This is a genomic window from Stenotrophomonas sp. Steno-C15 (assembly GCF_056393265.1).
Genome location: NZ_JBWJPF010000014.1, coordinates 76,561 through 92,495 on the forward strand (window position 1 = coordinate 76,561; position 15,935 = coordinate 92,495).

Below are 15,935 nucleotides of genomic sequence, written 5' to 3' on the forward strand. Positions count from 1 at the left end.
ACAGAATGGCGACCCGAGACAGCACAGGAACTTTATCAGCGCTGCCCGGGATAGCCAGACGACCGATGGAGTCGCACGTCATCCACAATCACCTTGATCAGTGAAAGAAGGATCGTGAAGGACGACGCCGAGAAGATCATGTTTACGACATTGCCCTGATCCAGGGCTGCCTTGAACACGATGATGGAGAGTATGGCGATATAGAGTGCTGCAGCAGTCGCCACATAAGCGATCTTCATCTCAAGACTCCTGTTCTGTGCCCCCCGCCCAACTGCTGGGAGGGGTGAAGATTGGCATTAGACGCCTGCACTCGGTACTACAACAAGGGCAGCAACTTCAGGGGTCGTCGCAGCGACGTTTGCACCTTGAACTGAAACAGTCAAACGGTCATGGATCTGCGATCAGCCGACGCGTGGTGAGTCATCCGCGTCACGCGCCAGCAGGCTGCCGGCGAACAGCGCCGCCAGCAGCACGGTCAGCCCACCCCAGAACGCAGAGTAGAACGCCAGGTGGGTGTTGAGCGGGAACACGGTGACTGCCAGCGCCAGCATCGCCGGCCGCGCCCGCTCGCGGGCCGCGGTCGGTGCGAAGCGCCACGCCCGCCAGGCCTGTGCCACGGCGGCCAGCCACAACAGCAGGCCCAGCACGCCGGTCTCGGCCAGGATCTCCAGCACGATCTGGTGCGCGTGCAGGGCCGGTTCCGCGCCCCACACCGCGGTTCCCTCCCCTGCGACACAGGCGGGATACGCATCGCGGAAGCCACGCGCGCCGACACCGTTGATCGGATGTGCTTCGATCATGCAGGCCGCTGCGCTCCAGATCCGCGCACGCCCGGACAGCGCCTGGTCGACGCCCGTCTCGTCCCCCTCCCAGGCCATCGTCGTGCGCAGCACGCGCTCGCGCAGCTGCGGCACGCTGGCAACCAGGACCCCGGCCCCCAGGACCCCGACCATCGCCAACAGCGCCAGCCGCTTCCAGCCGAACTGGCGCATGCCGCTGTAGGCCAGCACGAGCGCGAAGGTGATCCACGAGGCGCGTGAGCCGGCCAGCAGCAACACACTGCCGAGGGCCGCAGCGGCCAGCAGCCAGCCGGCAGCACCGAAGCGGCGCGCCAGCGGCAGCAGCAGGAACGGCGACAGGCTGGCCAGCACCTGGCCGAATTTCAGGTTGCACGGGCCCAGTACGCCACTGAGCCGGTCGGCCAACGCCGCTTCATCGGCCGGGCACAGCGCACGCCCGCTGATTGCCAGTTTGAGCTGCTCCAGCGACCAGAACCATGGGCTGGTGCCGGCCACCGCCTGTACCAGCGCATCCAGCGTCCAGGCGCCGGTGATCACCGCCAGTCCACCCAGGGTGAGTCTGCGCCGCTCCGGCGTGGCCACTGCGATCGCTACCAGCCACATGAAGGGCAGGTAGCGCAGGCCTGCTGCCGCCTTGGTCCACGAGGCCGACGGGTCGATCGCATCGAATGCGGAAAATGCCTGCGGCAACCAGTAGCCGAGGAACAGGATCGAGGTCAGCGCCCAGGCCGCCGGGCTCAGCAGATGCGGCCGGCGCTGCAGGCGGCGGATGACCATGCGCACTGCGGCATAGATTGCACCCAGGCCCAGGACGGTCTCGGCGATGCCTGGCAGCGGCCACAACGCCACGTAGGCAAGCACCCACCAGGGCGCCCAGCGCCCGGCGCGTTCATCGCGCAGGACGGCTGCGGTGTCAGCCTGCGAGGTCGGCATAGAGACGGAGGGTATCGCGCTGCATGGCCTGCAGGGTAAACGGGATACGGCCCGGCAACGATGGCGGCTGCGCCAGAAGGGCCAGCGCACGTTCACCCAGTGCCTGCGCATCTCCCAGCGGCACCGCACCGGTGGGCTGGAGCTGCTGCAGCAGTTCGCCCACCCCACCGTGGTTCCAGCCGAGCACCGGTCGGCCCACCGACAGTGCTTCCACCACGGTACGGCCGAAGGCTTCGGGCTTGTCGGACAGCTGCAGCACCAGATCGCTGGCGGCATAGGCCTGGGCAATGCGGGCGGTCGGCGTGCTGATGTGGACCGCGTCTGCGATGCCGAGCGTGGCGGCCTGGCGGCGCAGGTCGGCCACATAGGCTTCGCGCCCCGGCTCGTCGGTGCCCAGCATCCACAGCTGCGCCGGCACGCCGGCAGCGCGGACGTCGGCCAGCAGCTGCAGCGCATGCGCGTGCCCCTTCAGGCGCGTGCCACGGCCCGGCAGCAGCAGCAGCGGCCCGTCCACCCCGGCCAGCCACGGGTAGTCCGCCACCAGCGACAGGCGCGGCCGGCGATCACCGCGCGCCACCCGCGGGAACTGACTGACATCGACACCACGCGGGATCACCCGCAGGTGGTCCTCCGGCACGGTCGGATAGTGGCGCTGCACGTATTCGCGCACGCTGTTGGAGACACAGATCACGCGCTCGCCGCTGGTCATCACCGCGCTGTAGCGGCTGGGCGAGTTCAGCCCGTGCACGGTGGTTACCCAGTGCGGCCGCTGCGCCTGCGGCATCGCCCGGATCGCATACAGCCCCAGCCACGCGGGCAGGCGCGAGCGGGCGTGCACGATATCGGCGCCGACCTCGGCGAACAGGCGACGCAGGGTCGGCAGATGACGCAGGGTCAGCAGCGACTTGCGGCCGATATCGAGGGTGAGATGCTCGGCACCGCTGGCCAGCAGCGGTTCAACGAGGCGGCCACCGGCAGACACCACCAGCGCGCGATGGCCGGCTGCCACCAGTGCCGACGCGATTTCCAGGGTCGAGCGCTCGACGCCGCCGGAGTGCAGCGCCGGCAGCAACTGCACCACGGTCAGTCGACGCATCGGTGAAGGCCGTTCAGTCAGCCAGTACGAACACGGAACCGCAGTACGGGCACTGCGCTTCACCGTTGGGTTCGTCTTCGATCGCCAGGTAGACCCGCGGATGCGAGTTCCACAGCGCCATCTCCGGGGTCGGGCAGCTCAGCGGCAGGTCGCTGCGGTGCACGGTGTAGCGCTTCTCGGCGTTGGCGGGCGCGGTGGCGGTATGGCTCATGGCGGATGTCGATGAACGGATTGCGAGGCCTGCGATTCTAGCACCTGGGGCGGCGACCCGGCCGCCCCTGTCCTTTCCTGGCCCCCGCCCCCTGACAGCCGGGACCTGCCAGCGCCCGGCCTACTGGAAGTCCAGCGACAGCTCCAGGAAGGCCGAGCGGCCGTAGGCGTTGTAGATGCCCTGATCGTAGTACGGCCAGTTGCCGTTGCTGCGGTCGATCGGCGGCATCTCGTCGGTCAGGTTGTTGACCGTCAGCAGCAGGCTGGCCAGGTCATTGATGCGGTAGCCGACCGTGGCGTTCCAGGTGGTCCACGGGCCGATGTTGCGCTGCTCGCCACGGCTGTCCCAGGTGGGCGCGTTGCGCACGCCGAACGCACTGGCGCTGAACGGCCCGCGCTTCCAGTTCACGCCCAGCGTGGCCCGGTACTGCAGTTCATTGGAATTGCCGCAGCACAACTGGTCGTAGACCGGATCGCCTTCCTTGTCCTGGGTGGTGTGCTTGAGCGGGCGATAGTAGCCCGCGTTGACCGTGAAATCTCCCACCGAGGAGGTACCCCAGCGATAGTCCAGCGCTGCCTGCACACCGGTCTGGCGTTGGCTGGCGATGTTGATCGGGTAGGAGAACACCTTGTCCACACCGTTGGGGTTGAGCGGATCGGTGGCCGGCTTGCGCTGCACCTGGCCCAGGACCTGCTGGCAGGTGGGCGAGGTGATGTCGAAGCGGGTCTGCCCGTTCTCCGATACGCCCAGCCGGCAGTTGGCCTCGGTGTCGAGGATGCTGTCGGTACCGAGGATGCGTACTTCGTTCTCGATCACCACCGAGTTGTAGTCCACCGACAACGTCAGCGCGTTGTCCAGTGTCGACCACACCGCACCATAGGTGAACGTGCGTGCAGTGATGTCCTTCAGATCGCGGTTGCCGGTACTGGAAGACAACACCGCCAATCCGGACTGCTCGCAGTCATCGAAGTTGTCGGAGGTGTAACCGGCCTGGCGGCACTGGTAGAGGTCGGTGTTGGTGGTATAGCCGCTGCTCTCGCGGGAAAACAGGTAGAACATGTCCGGCGAACGGAACGCAGTGGCGTAGCTGCCACGCAGCAGCAGCGATTCGATCGGCCGGTACTCCAGGCCAAGCTTCCAGGTCGCCTTGCCGTTGCCGCCACCGCCCTGCAGGGCGTACTTGTCGTAGCGGCCGGACAGATTGGCGCTGAAGGTATCGATGATCGGCACCTGCAGTTCCGCACCCAGCGCGTACAGGTCCCGCTGGCCCTGCGCCGAGGTGCCGGCGGTCTGCCCGCGGAACAGCACACCGGCATCGGGATCGGCCGACTGGTTGAAGAACTTCTCGCGCTGGCCCTGGGCGATCAGCGCGAAACCGACGTCGCCGGCCGGCAGGGTGAACAGCGAACGATGGGTCAGCAGTGCCGTCACTGCTGTGCGCGACGCGCTGGATGCAGCACGGTTGAGGCCGCTGAAGCTGTCGTACTGGTCGCGGGTGATCGGCTGGTACAGGCGCGACAGGTCCGGGGCGTAGACCTCGTAGCCATCCTGCATGCCCAGCATCGGCCCCAGGTAGTAATCGTCCACGCCGTTCCGGGCGAGGAAGTCGGTGGATTTGCGGGTGACATCGGTGCTGGAACGGTTGACGTAAACGTCGTAGTCGAAGCTGCCCAGCACGCCACGCACGCCGGCGGTGACGTTCAGCGATCGCGTGTAGACGCGCTGGTCCTTGGCATCCAGGCCGACTTCCTCGGGCGCGTAGATGCGCTGCCACTGCTCGTACTGGCCGCTGGTGCGGTTGTAGAAGGTCTTGTTCCAGAACGGGCTGCCACCGCTGTAGGTCGGCCGGCTGAAGCCGAACAGGATGTCCGAGTACAACTCGGTATCCGGGCTGAGGTGATAACGCAGGAAGGTGGTCGCGTTGACGTCCTGGCTGGCGTTGTACAGCGACGCGGTGCCGACGTTGTCGGGGGTGCCGCAGTAGTAGCCACCGCCGGAAATGTCGCGGTGCGCGTACACGGTGCTGCCACCGAACAGATTCGACAGCGGCGCGCAGGTGGCCGCGCCCGGGTCGATGTAGGCGTTGGGCCCCTGGCGCATACGCAGGAAGCTGCGCGACGGATCCTGCGGCCCGGTCGGGTTGTCGTTGACGCTGTCGATGCGGCTGCGGTCGAAGGCGTAGATCGCCTTCTGGTTGATGTATTCCAGCCCGTAGCTGATATCGAGGTTGCCGAAGGTCTGTCCACTGCTGGCGCTGAAGCGCTGGCTGGAACCGCCGCCCTGGCTGTAACCACCGACGCGGTAGCGCAGATGGGTGCCTTCCACGCGGTCTTTCAGCACGATGTTGACTACGCCGGCCACGGCCGACGAGCCATACACCGAGGACTGGCCACCGGTGAGCACATCGATGCGTTCGACCATGCCCAGCGGGATGTTGGCAATGTCGGCGATGCTGGTGTTGCCGTTGTAGGCCAGCGGATAGCTGTTGATCGGCCGCCCGTTGATGAGGGTAAGGGTGTAGCTGGGGTCCAGACCGAACAGGCTGATGGTCTTGGCGCCCGGAGTGTAGAAGCCGGTTCCCTGGGAATCCTGCACCGACCCATTGGAGACCGGCAGCGAGCGCAGCGCATCGAACACCGTGGTGAAACCCTGCGCCTGGATCTGCTCGGCGGTGATGGTCGTCACCGGTGAGGGGCCCTCCACCTGCGCGCGCGGAATGAGCGACCCGGTCACCGTGACCGCATCCAGGTCGCGCGTACGCGGCGGATCGGCGCCCTCCCCTGCGTTGGAGGACTGGGCCTGCACGGCCAGCGGCGACAGCAGCAGCGAAGACATCAACAACGACAGCAACCTGGGTTTCATCAAGCGCTCTCCAGAGACGGATGACGGTCCTGCCGGTGGGGGACGGACGGGAGGGTCGTGGATGGACGGTGGTGACGGGCAGCAGTAGCAAGCGCAGGCCGCCCGCCCGGATCAGGGCATGCAGGGTGTTCCGGGACAGATGGAAGGGTTGGGATCGGGACGGGAAGGACGCCGCCTTCCCGGGCCTGGACCCCGGCCACTTTTAAATCGATCCAATCCCCTCTGTCAATAATTTGAAATGAAACGTTTTCCCCGGATTTGGATCGAACTAATTGCACTTGTCAGGGGGCAACGCACTGAGGCAGGATCGGGACCACTCCGACGACCCGATCGCATGGCCCGCCCCCACCGGACCGGCATCGCTCCTTTCCACCGCCCCTGGGCGGCGGGCGCGATGCTGGCCGTGGTACGTGCCGATGCGGGTCCTGCCTGCCGCCTGCCCTTCCGGGAGACCCTGCATGACCCTGTCCGATCCGCGCCGCGCCCTGCTTCCGCTCGCCCTGGCCCTGGCCTGCGCCACGCCCGCCCTGCCCGCAGTGGCACAGGGCCTGCAGACCTCGTTCGAGGCAGGTGAGCCCGCACCGGCCAAGGCCGGCGGCGCGCTGCAGGTGCAGATCGGCACCGGTCCGGCGGCGCCGTATGCGGCCAAGCGCAACGCCGGCTACAGCGGCCTGCGCGCGCTGCACTACCAGGCCGACGGTGGCGCGGCGCGGCGCGACCTGTTCAGCACGGACCTGACCATCGACGCCGACACCACCCTGTCCTGGCTGGTGCTGCCGGAGATCGTCGACAAGGACACGGTGGCCTCCACCTACGTCTCGCTGGACCTGCGCCTGGACGATGGCAGCCGCGTATCGGCCAGCTCCGCGCGTGATCAGCACGGCATCGCCGTGGGCGCGCGTGCGCAGGGCGATTCGAAAACGCTGTATCCGCAGCAGTGGGCGCGCAAGGCCGTACGCCTGGGCGATGTGCCTGCGCTGCGCGGCCGCCGGGTGGTCGCCATCGAGCTGGAAGTGGCCAGCGCCGACGGTGCGCCGGTGTCCGGCTGGATCGATGACGTGCGCCTGGATGCGCAGCCGCGGCAGGTGCCGCAGCGGGTCTCGGACTGGGTGCTGACCACCCGCGGTACGCAGGCCAACGGCACGTTCTCGCGCGGCAACAATTTCCCGGCCACGGCGGTGCCGCACGGCTTCAACTTCTGGACCCCGGTGACCGATGCCGGTGCACTGAACTGGCTGTACCGCTGGAACGAGCAGAACGATGCGAACAACCGCCCGCAGCTGCAGGCGCTCGCGCTGAGTCACCAGCCCAGTCCCTGGATGGGCGACCGCCAGACCTTCCAGGTGATGCCATCGGCCAGCCGCGGTGTGCCCGAGGCCGACCGCAGCAAGCGTGCGCTGTCCTTCGACCGCTCGCACGAGAACGCGCGCCCCTACCGCTACGACGTGCGCTTCGACAACGGCATCGCCGCCTCCATCGCGCCGACCGACCACGCCGCGGTCTTCCGCTTCGATTTCCCTGCGGAAGGTGATGCCAACCTGCTGTTCGACAATGTGGACGCACGCGGCGGGCTGACACTGGATGCGGCCACGCAGACACTGTCCGGCTACACCGACACGCGCAGCGGCCTGTCCAACGGTGCCGGCCGCATGTTCGTGGTGGCCCGCTTCGACCGGCCCTGGCGCAGCAGCGGACGCATCGACAGCGGCCGCCCGACCGGCTACATCAAGTTCGATGCCGGCAGCGATCGCCGCGTCACCATGCGCATTGCCACCTCGCTGATCTCGCTCGAACAGGCGCGGCACAACCTTGCTCTGGAGATTTCCGCCACGGATACGCTGGAAAGCGTGGCCGGCCGCGCCCAGGATGCCTGGGATGCGCGCCTGGCCCGCTTCGATATCGGCGATGCCACGGACGACCAGAAAACCACGCTGTACTCCAGCCTCTACCGGTTGTACCTGTATCCCAACTCCGGCCACGAAAACGTGGGCAGCGCTGCCGCCCCCGAGTGGCGTTACGCCAACCAGGCCAGCGCCAGCGAGAACAACACCGATGGCAGTGACAGCCGCACCTTCAGTGGCGTGCGCGATGGCCGGGTGTTCGTCAACAATGGCTTCTGGGATACGTTCCGCACGACGTGGCCGGCGTACGCACTGTTCACGCCGGAGGACGCCGGCCAGCTCGTGCAGGGTTTCATCGAGCAGTACCGCGCGGGCGGCTGGATCGCCCGCTGGTCATCGCCGGGCTACGCGGACCTGATGGTCGGCACCAGTTCCGACGTGGCCTTCGCCGACGCATGGCTGAAGGGCGTCGGCGGTTTCGATCCCGCCGAGGCCTATGCCGCGGCGCTGAAGAATGCCACCGTGGTACCGCCCGATCGCCATGTAGGGCGCAAGGGCATGGATCGCTCGACGTTCCGCGGCTATGCCAGTGCCGACGTGCATGAAGGCATGTCATGGACGATGGAAGGCGCGCTGAACGACTTCGGCATCGCCAACATGGCCGAGGCACTGGCCAAGCGCGCGACCACCGCCGCGCAGCGCGAGCGCTACAGCACCGAAGCCGACTACTTCCGCTACCGCGCTGCCGGCTACGCGACCCTGTTCGACCCTGCCGCCGGCTTCTTCCAGGGCCGCAAGGCCGACGGCAGCTGGCGCGTGGACGCCAAGGACTACGATCCGCGCGTGTGGGGCCACGACTACACCGAATCCAACGGCTGGACGTTCGCCTTCACCGCCGCGCACGATGGCGAGGGCCTGGCCGCGCTGTACGGTGGCCGCGACAGGCTGGCCGCCAAGCTCGATGCCTTCTTTGCTACGCCGGAGACCGCCGATGCCGCGTTTGCAGGCTCCTACGGCGGCATCATCCATGAGATGACCGAAGCGCGCGACGTGCGCATGGGCATGTACGCGCACAGCAACCAGCCGGCGCACCATATCCCATGGATGTATCTGTACGCCGGGCAGCCCTGGAAGACCCAGCAGCACGTGCGCGAGATCCTGTCGCGGCTGTACGTGGGCAGCGAGATCGGCCAGGGCTATCCGGGCGATGAGGACAATGGCGAGACCTCCGCATGGTACGTGCTGGCTTCGCTGGGCCTGTATCCACTGCGGATGGGCGCGCCGGAATACGTGATCGGCTCCCCGGCATTCAGGCACGCCCGGGTGGAACTGCAGGGTGGCGCGGTGCTGACCGTCAACGCGCCGCAGAACTCCGCGGAGAACGTCTACGTCCAGTCGCTGAAGATCAACGGCACGCCATGGACCCGGACCTGGGTACCGCACGAGGTGATCGCCAAGGGCGCGACGCTGGACTTCGAGATGGGCCCGCAGCCTTCGCGCTGGGGCACAGGCGCCGACGACGTGCCCCGTTCGCTGACCGCACCGGGCCAGCGACCGCAGATGCTGCACGATCTGCTGGGCAGCAGCACGCGCGCTGCGCTGGCCGATGGCCGCGCCGTGCCCGCGCTGTTGGACGACGATGCGACCACGGCCGTTCCGCTGGGCGCGGGTGCCACCCTCATGCTGAGCGCCGTGGGTGATGGCGCGCCGACGATGTATACGCTGACCAGCGGCGAAGGGCCGATCCGGGGGGCTGGATGGACGCTGGAAGCCCGTAACGGCGACGGCCGCTGGACCACGCTGGACCAGCGGCGTGGCGAAGACTTCAGTGCTGCGCGGCAGACCCGTCCGTTCCGCATCGCCTCGCCCTCACGCTATGCCGAGTACCGCCTGCGCGTAACTGCGCCGGGACGCCTGCAGCTGGCTGAGATCGAACTGCTGTCCCCCTCCACTGTACGGTGACCCCATGCGCATTCGCCTGCTGCCCCTTGCACTTGCTGCATTCACCCTGCCCGGCATTGCGCTGGCCCAGCCGTCGCAGAGCCGGGCCTTCGATGGCCAGTTCACCCGCGAAGGCATCACGTTGCACTACCAGGATGCGACCGGTGCGCTGGCCGCACCGGCACGCCAGCGCATCGTCGATACGTTCTATTCCGCCTACCTGCGCGAACGGGCGGACTTCCACCCGGCGGCACCGGCCGAGGTGCACATCGTGATCGATCCGGCCTACGACGGCGTCGCCTACGTCGGCGAGAAGGACAAGGCGAGCACCATCACCATCAACCCGGGCTGGCTGGTGAAGCACCCCGATGACATCGACCTGGTGACCCACGAGGCGATGCACATCGTGCAGGGCTACCCGAGCTACGGCGACACGCGGGTACCGGGCTGGCTGGTGGAAGGCATCGCCGACTACGCCCGCGACCGCTACGGCACGGACAATGCCGCAGCGGGCTGGGCGCTGCCGGACAAAGTGGGCAACGCCCAGAGCGTGGAAAGCGGCTACCGGGTAACCGGGGCCTTCCTGAAATGGGCCGAAGCTGGACACCCCGGCCTGGTGCTGGCGCTGGACAAGGCCCTGCGCAACGGCCAGTACACCCTGGCGCTGTGGCAGCAGCACACCGGCAAGGGCCTGCCGGCGCTATGGGCCGAGTACGCCAAGCCGCGTTCGGATGCCCCGCCGCCGGCACCGGCACGAGGCGGCAAGCGCTGAGCGGTTGCGCCGGGCCATGCCCGGCGGAATGCCTGATTTGCCGCGCTGCGCGCTCGCCGGGCATGGCCCGGCGCTACCGATCGCGGTGACGAAGGATTACGCCTTCTTTTCCGCTTCCAGCTGTTTGCGGATCTGCGCATCGACCGCAGCAATGGCGGTCATGTTCAGGATGCGGCGCGAGGTCGCGCTGGTGGTCAGGATGTGCACCGGCTTGTTCACGCCCATCAGGATCGGGCCGATCGCCACGCCATCGGTGAACACACGCACCAGGTTGTAGGCGATGTTGGCCGCTTCCAGGTTGGGCAGCACGAACAGGTTGGCGCGACCCTGCAGGGTGGAACCCGGCAGCAGTTTCTGGCGCAGCGCCTCGTCCCAGGCGGTATCGCCCTGCATCTCGCCGTCCACGTTCAGGCGCGGATTGCGCTTGAGCAGCAGCTCGCGGACCTGGCGCATCTTCAGCGCGTCCTTGGAATCGTGGCTGCCGAAATTGGAGTGCGACAGCAGCGCCACCTTCGGTTCGATGCCGAACAGCTTCATGCGGTACGCGGCCTGCAGGGTCGCCTCGCAGATCTGCTCGGCACTGGGATCTTCCTGCACGTGCGTGTCGACGAAGAAGAACACGCCCTGCTGGTTGATGACGCCGGTCATCGCCGAGGTCGAGGTGACCTTCGGCTCCAGCGGCAGCACGCTGCGGACATAACCCAGCTTCTTGTGGAAACGGCCGACGATGCCGGTCAGCATTGCATCGGCCTCGCCACGCGCAACCATCACCGCGGCGATCAGGGTCGGCCGCGAACGCATCAGGTTCTTCGCCGCCGCCACGGTGACGCCGCGACGACCGGTCAGCCCGTGGTAGTACTGCCAGTATTCGTTGAAGCGCGGATCGTCATTGATGTTGGTGATCTCGAAGTGCTCACCGGCCTTCAGGCGCAGGCCCAGGCGCTCGATGCGCGCTTCGATCACGTCAGGCCGGCCGATCAGGATCGGATGTGCGAGCCCTTCATCGACCACGTTCTGCACCGCCTGCAGCACCACTTCCTCTTCGCCTTCGGCGTAGACCACGCGCTGCTTGTCGGTGCGTGCACGGTCGTACACCGGCTTCATCATCAGGCTGGTGCGGTAGACGAACTGGGCCAGCTTGTCACGGTAGGCGCCCATGTCGGCGATCGGCCGGGCGGCCACGCCCGAGTCCATCGCGGCCTGGGCCACGGCAGCGGACAGCTCCACCAGCAGGCGGCGGTCGAACGGCCGCGGGATCAGGTACTCGCGGCCGAAGCTCGGGGTTTCACCGCCGTAGGCCGAGCCCATGTCGGTCGCAGCGCGGCGTGCCAGCGCGGCGATGGCGCGCACGCAGGCGATCTTCATTTCCTCGTTGATCGCGGTGGCGCCCACGTCCAGCGCACCGCGGAACAGGTACGGGAAGCACAGCACGTTGTTGACCTGGTTCGGGTAATCCGAACGGCCGGTGCCGATGATCGCGTCCGGACGCGCCGCACGCGCCACTTCCGGCATGATTTCCGGGGTCGGATTGGCCAGTGCGAAGATCACCGGGTCCGGCGCCATGGTCTTGACCATTTCGGCGGTGAGGATGCCGGGCGCCGACAGGCCCAGGAAGATATCCGCGCCGTCGACGATCTCGGCCAGGGTGCGCTTGTCGGTGTCGCGTGCGTAACGCTGCTTTTCCGGGTCCAGATCGGTACGACCGGTGTGGATCACGCCCTCGCGGTCGAACGCCAGGATGTTCTCCGGCTTCAGGCCCAGCTGCACCAGCATGTTGACGCAGGAAACGCCCGCCGCGCCCATGCCCGTGGTCGCCAGCTTCACCTCCTCGATCTTCTTGCCGGTGATCGCCATGGCGTTCAGCACCGCCGCGCCGACGATGATCGCCGTACCGTGCTGGTCGTCATGGAACACCGGGATCTTCATGCGCTCGCGCAGCTTGCGCTCGACCACGAAGCATTCCGGCGCCTTGATGTCTTCCAGGTTGATGCCGCCGAAGGTCGGCTCCAGCGAGGCGATGATGTCGACCAGCTTGTCCGGATCGGTTTCGTCCACTTCGATGTCGAACACATCGATGCCGGCGAACTTCTGGAACAGCACGCCCTTGCCTTCCATCACCGGCTTGCCGGCCAGTGCGCCGATGTTGCCCAGGCCCAGCACCGCGGTGCCGTTGGAGATCACCGCCACCAGGTTGCCGCGGGCGGTCAGCTCGCTGGCCTGCTGCGGGTCGGCCTTGATTGCTTCACAGGCGTACGCCACGCCCGGCGAGTACGCCAGCGACAGGTCGCGCTGGGTCAGCATCGGCTTGGTCGCGGAGACCTTGATCTTGCCCGGCGGGGACATCCGGTGGTAATCGAGGGCGGCCTGTTTGAAATCTTCGTTGGACATCGACGTTGGATACATGAATGGGCAAGAGGGACAGGGGATCATACCCCCGTTGGGGCGCCCGGACCTGTCGCTATCCTGTCGCAGGCATGCTGCGACCGCACAATTCCCTGGAGTATGCGACAACCTGGAGCCACCAGCTTCCAGCTTCGGCGCTGCCCATGACAGCCATGGGACGCCTTGAAACGCCGCGGGGCCGCACCACTCACGTGACCGGCCCCGCGGTACCACACACCTGGATCAGCCCTTGGCGGGCAGTGCCTCCGGCACGGCATCGACCGGCGGCGGCAGTTCGCTTTCGCGACCATCCAGCGCCAGCTTCAGGCGGTCACGGTCCAGTGCGCCTTCCCAGCGCGAGACCACCACCGTGGCCACGGCATTGCCGATGAAGTTGGTCAGCGAGCGGCATTCGCTCATGAAGCGGTCCACGCCGAGGATCAGCGCCATGCCGGCCACGGGCACTTCCGGCACCACGGCCAGGGTGGCCGCCAGGGTGATGAAGCCGGCACCGGTGACGCCGGCCGCGCCCTTGGAGCTGAGCATGGCGACCAGCAGCAGCGCGATCTGGTGGCCCAGGGTCAGTTCGGTGTTGGTGGCCTGGGCGATGAACAGCGCCGCCAGGGTCATGTAGATGTTGGTGCCGTCCAGGTTGAACGAGTAGCCGGTGGGAACCACCAGGCCCACCACCGACTTGCTGCAGCCGGCCCGCTCCATCTTCTCCATCAGCGACGGCAGCGCCGACTCGGACGAAGAGGTACCCAGCACCAGCAGCAGTTCGGCCTTCAGGTAGCGGGCCAGCTTAAACACCGAGAACCCGCACAGGCGGCAGACCACGCCCAGGATGACCGCCACGAACAGGAAGGCGGTGATGTAGAACGAACCGACCAGCCAGGCCAGGTTGATCAACGACCCCACGCCGTACTTGCCGATGGTGAAGGCGATCGCGCCGAAGGCACCGATCGGAGCAGCCTTCATCAGCATGTGCACCAGCTTGAACACCGGAGCCACCAGCGCTTCGAGGAAGTTCTGGATCGGCTTGCCCTTCTCGCCGACCGACGCCAGCGCGATGCCGAACAGCACGGCCACGAACAGCACCTGCAGGATGTTGCCGTCCACGAAGGCGCTGATCAGCGTCTTCGGGATGACATCCATCAGGAAGCCGACCAGGGTCAGGTCATGCGACTTCTCGACGTAGCTGTGCACCGCGGTCTGGTCCAGCTCGGCCGGGTTGATGTTCATGCCCGCGCCAGGCTGTACCACGTGGGCCACGATCATGCCCACCACCAGCGCCAGCGTGGAGAAGAACAGGAAGTAGGCCATGGCCTTGGCGAACACGCGGCCGACCGTGCGCAGATGGGTCATGCCGGCAATGCCGGTGACGATGGTCAGGAAGATCACCGGCGCGATGATCATCTTCACCAGGTTGATGAAGGCATCGCCGAGCGGCTTCATCTTCTCGCCGATCAGGGGTTCGTAATGGCCGAGGATGGCGCCCAGGACGATCGCCACGATCACCTGGAAGTATAGCTGGCGGTAGATCGGCAACGGCTTTGCAGGCGCCGGGGCAGCGGTCGGGATGTGCATGGCGGACTCCGGGGAAGGGCGTTTTCAGGCACGTATGGCCCCGGAACTGCATGGGAGCCGATACCGTGGAAGCTGGTCACCGCCCCCTCGCTCCACGCGCAGGGTGGCGACCAATGGACGCCTTTGTACGCGCCGGGCACGCCAACGCAGATAACCTATTGGTACTAGCCCCCCGGTTCAGGTGGCCGGGATGCCTACACTGGCCCGGCATCGCACCGCGCCGGGAGGCCGGTGGCGCGGGCTGAACGGCCCGTGGCGTCCCTGCCCAAGTTCCGGCCCTGGCGGCCGTTGTTGTCCTGACCCTACGCAATCCGAGAGAGCCGCACCCAACATGCGCCCCATTCCCACCCTGCTGGCCCTGTCGCTGGCCGCCCTGCCCGCCTTCGCGTCCGCTGCCGATTTCGACAACTGGCCGACCAAGTACGCGTTCGGCGACGGCACCGAGCTGGCGGCCACCGCCAACATCGCCTACGACTACAACGATTTCTCCTCCGGCAGTGGCCTGGACGATGACGACGCCGTGCGCCGCAAGGAATTCGGCGCCACGCTGAAGAAGAAGGGCGTGTACGACGCGATGGTGTACTACGACTTCCAGGCCGACACCTGGCTGGACGTGTTCCTGCGCCTGGAGAGCAAGGCCTTCGTGGGCCGCGACATCGGCCGCTTCCGCTTCGGCTACATGAAGACGCCGGTCGGCCTGGATGCCAACACCTCCTCGCGCGCCGGTAGCTTCCTGGAGACCGCGCTGCCGGTGCAGGCGTTCTACGCCGGCCGCCGCACCGGTGTGGAATGGGTGCTGGAGCGCCCGCAGTACCTGCTGCAGGCCGGTGCCTACGGCGGCAAGGACCTGCAGGGCGACAACCCCGGCACCACGCAGGCGGTACGTGCGGTGTGGACGCCGGTGAAGGCGCCTGGCGATGTGATCCACCTGGGCCTGGCCTACTCGCAGGAAAACCCGCGCGGCTACCGCGATGGCCGTGACGTCCATCACGAGGCCAGCGCACGGTTGCGCGCGCGCCCGGAAGCCGGCCTGACCGACATCCGCTACGTGGATTCCGGCGCGCTGGTGACCGCCGACCAGATCCGCCGCACCGGCCTGGAAGGCATCTGGATCCGTGGCCCCTTCTCGCTGCAGGCCGAAGCGCTGCAGGCCACTGTCACCCGCAACGACGGCAAGCCCGACTACACCGGCCACGGCCAGTACGCGATGGCCAGCTGGGTGCTGACCGGCGAATCCCGTCCGTACAACGCCGGCGCCGTGGCCAACATCAAGCCCGCCCACGACTACGGCGCGGTCGAGCTGGTGGCACGCTACAGCCGCCTGGATCTGGACGACGGCAGCATCCTGGGGGGGCGTCAGCACGACCTGACCCTGGGCGCCAACTGGTACCTGACCAGCCATTTCAAGTTCCAGGCCAACTACGTCAAGGTCGATGCCAGCCGCCGCGGTGTGCACAGCACCCCGGAGATCTTCGAACTGCGCGCACAGATGCACTTCTGATCCGCGCCA

At 67.1% G+C, this 15,935-nt stretch carries 10 protein-coding genes; 3 read left to right on the forward strand and 7 right to left on the reverse strand.

The window, feature by feature from the left end:
* Positions 1-35: 35 nt before the first annotated feature.
* The 5 genes from AC06FB_RS12230 to AC06FB_RS12250 all read right to left on the reverse strand — a co-directional run bounded on the left by AC06FB_RS12230 (position 36) and on the right by AC06FB_RS12250 (position 5,902).
* Positions 36-239 carry a hypothetical protein gene (locus AC06FB_RS12230; RefSeq protein ID WP_193396797.1) on the reverse strand — a complete coding sequence of 68 codons (204 nt, stop codon included), beginning with the start codon at positions 237-239 and terminating at the stop codon, positions 36-38.
* 162 nt (positions 240-401) lie between these two features.
* On the reverse strand, positions 402-1,733 hold the full coding sequence (locus tag AC06FB_RS12235) for an O-antigen ligase family protein (RefSeq protein ID WP_478053737.1): 1,332 nt from the start codon (positions 1,731-1,733) through the stop codon (positions 402-404).
* Entirely contained in the window at positions 1,714-2,829 is a 1,116-nt protein-coding gene (locus AC06FB_RS12240) for a glycosyltransferase (RefSeq protein WP_065181722.1), read from the reverse strand. The genes AC06FB_RS12235 and AC06FB_RS12240 overlap by 20 nt, the downstream gene beginning before the upstream one ends.
* A gap of 13 nt (positions 2,830-2,842) precedes the next feature.
* Positions 2,843-3,040: a zinc-finger domain-containing protein gene (locus AC06FB_RS12245; RefSeq protein WP_053517405.1), complete on the reverse strand. Its 198-nt coding sequence runs from the start codon at positions 3,038-3,040 to the stop codon at positions 2,843-2,845.
* 120 nt (positions 3,041-3,160) lie between these two features.
* Positions 3,161-5,902: a TonB-dependent receptor plug domain-containing protein gene (locus AC06FB_RS12250; RefSeq protein WP_081284377.1), complete on the reverse strand. Its 2,742-nt coding sequence runs from the start codon at positions 5,900-5,902 to the stop codon at positions 3,161-3,163.
* 458 nt (positions 5,903-6,360) lie between these two features.
* On the opposite strand from AC06FB_RS12250, the gene AC06FB_RS12255 reads away from it, so the two are divergent.
* Both AC06FB_RS12255 and AC06FB_RS12260 read left to right on the forward strand, forming a co-directional pair.
* Positions 6,361-9,705, forward strand: coding sequence for a GH92 family glycosyl hydrolase (locus AC06FB_RS12255; protein WP_478053738.1), 3,345 nt, complete (start codon positions 6,361-6,363; stop codon positions 9,703-9,705).
* 4 nt (positions 9,706-9,709) lie between these two features.
* On the forward strand, positions 9,710-10,456 hold the full coding sequence (locus AC06FB_RS12260) for a basic secretory protein-like protein (RefSeq protein ID WP_478053739.1): 747 nt from the start codon (positions 9,710-9,712) through the stop codon (positions 10,454-10,456).
* Between the two features lie 96 nt (positions 10,457-10,552).
* Here AC06FB_RS12260 and AC06FB_RS12265 read toward each other — a convergent pair whose 3' ends face one another.
* Both AC06FB_RS12265 and AC06FB_RS12270 read right to left on the reverse strand, forming a co-directional pair.
* Positions 10,553-12,844, reverse strand: coding sequence for an NADP-dependent malic enzyme (locus tag AC06FB_RS12265; RefSeq protein ID WP_065175119.1), 2,292 nt, complete (start codon positions 12,842-12,844; stop codon positions 10,553-10,555).
* 237 nt (positions 12,845-13,081) lie between these two features.
* Positions 13,082-14,425: a dicarboxylate/amino acid:cation symporter gene (locus AC06FB_RS12270; protein WP_053517411.1), complete on the reverse strand. Its 1,344-nt coding sequence runs from the start codon at positions 14,423-14,425 to the stop codon at positions 13,082-13,084.
* A 331-nt stretch (positions 14,426-14,756) separates the two neighbouring features.
* Between AC06FB_RS12270 and AC06FB_RS12275 the strand changes: the two genes are divergently transcribed.
* Positions 14,757-15,926, forward strand: coding sequence for an OprO/OprP family phosphate-selective porin (locus tag AC06FB_RS12275; RefSeq protein WP_053517412.1), 1,170 nt, complete (start codon positions 14,757-14,759; stop codon positions 15,924-15,926).
* Positions 15,927-15,935: the final 9 nt, after the last annotated feature.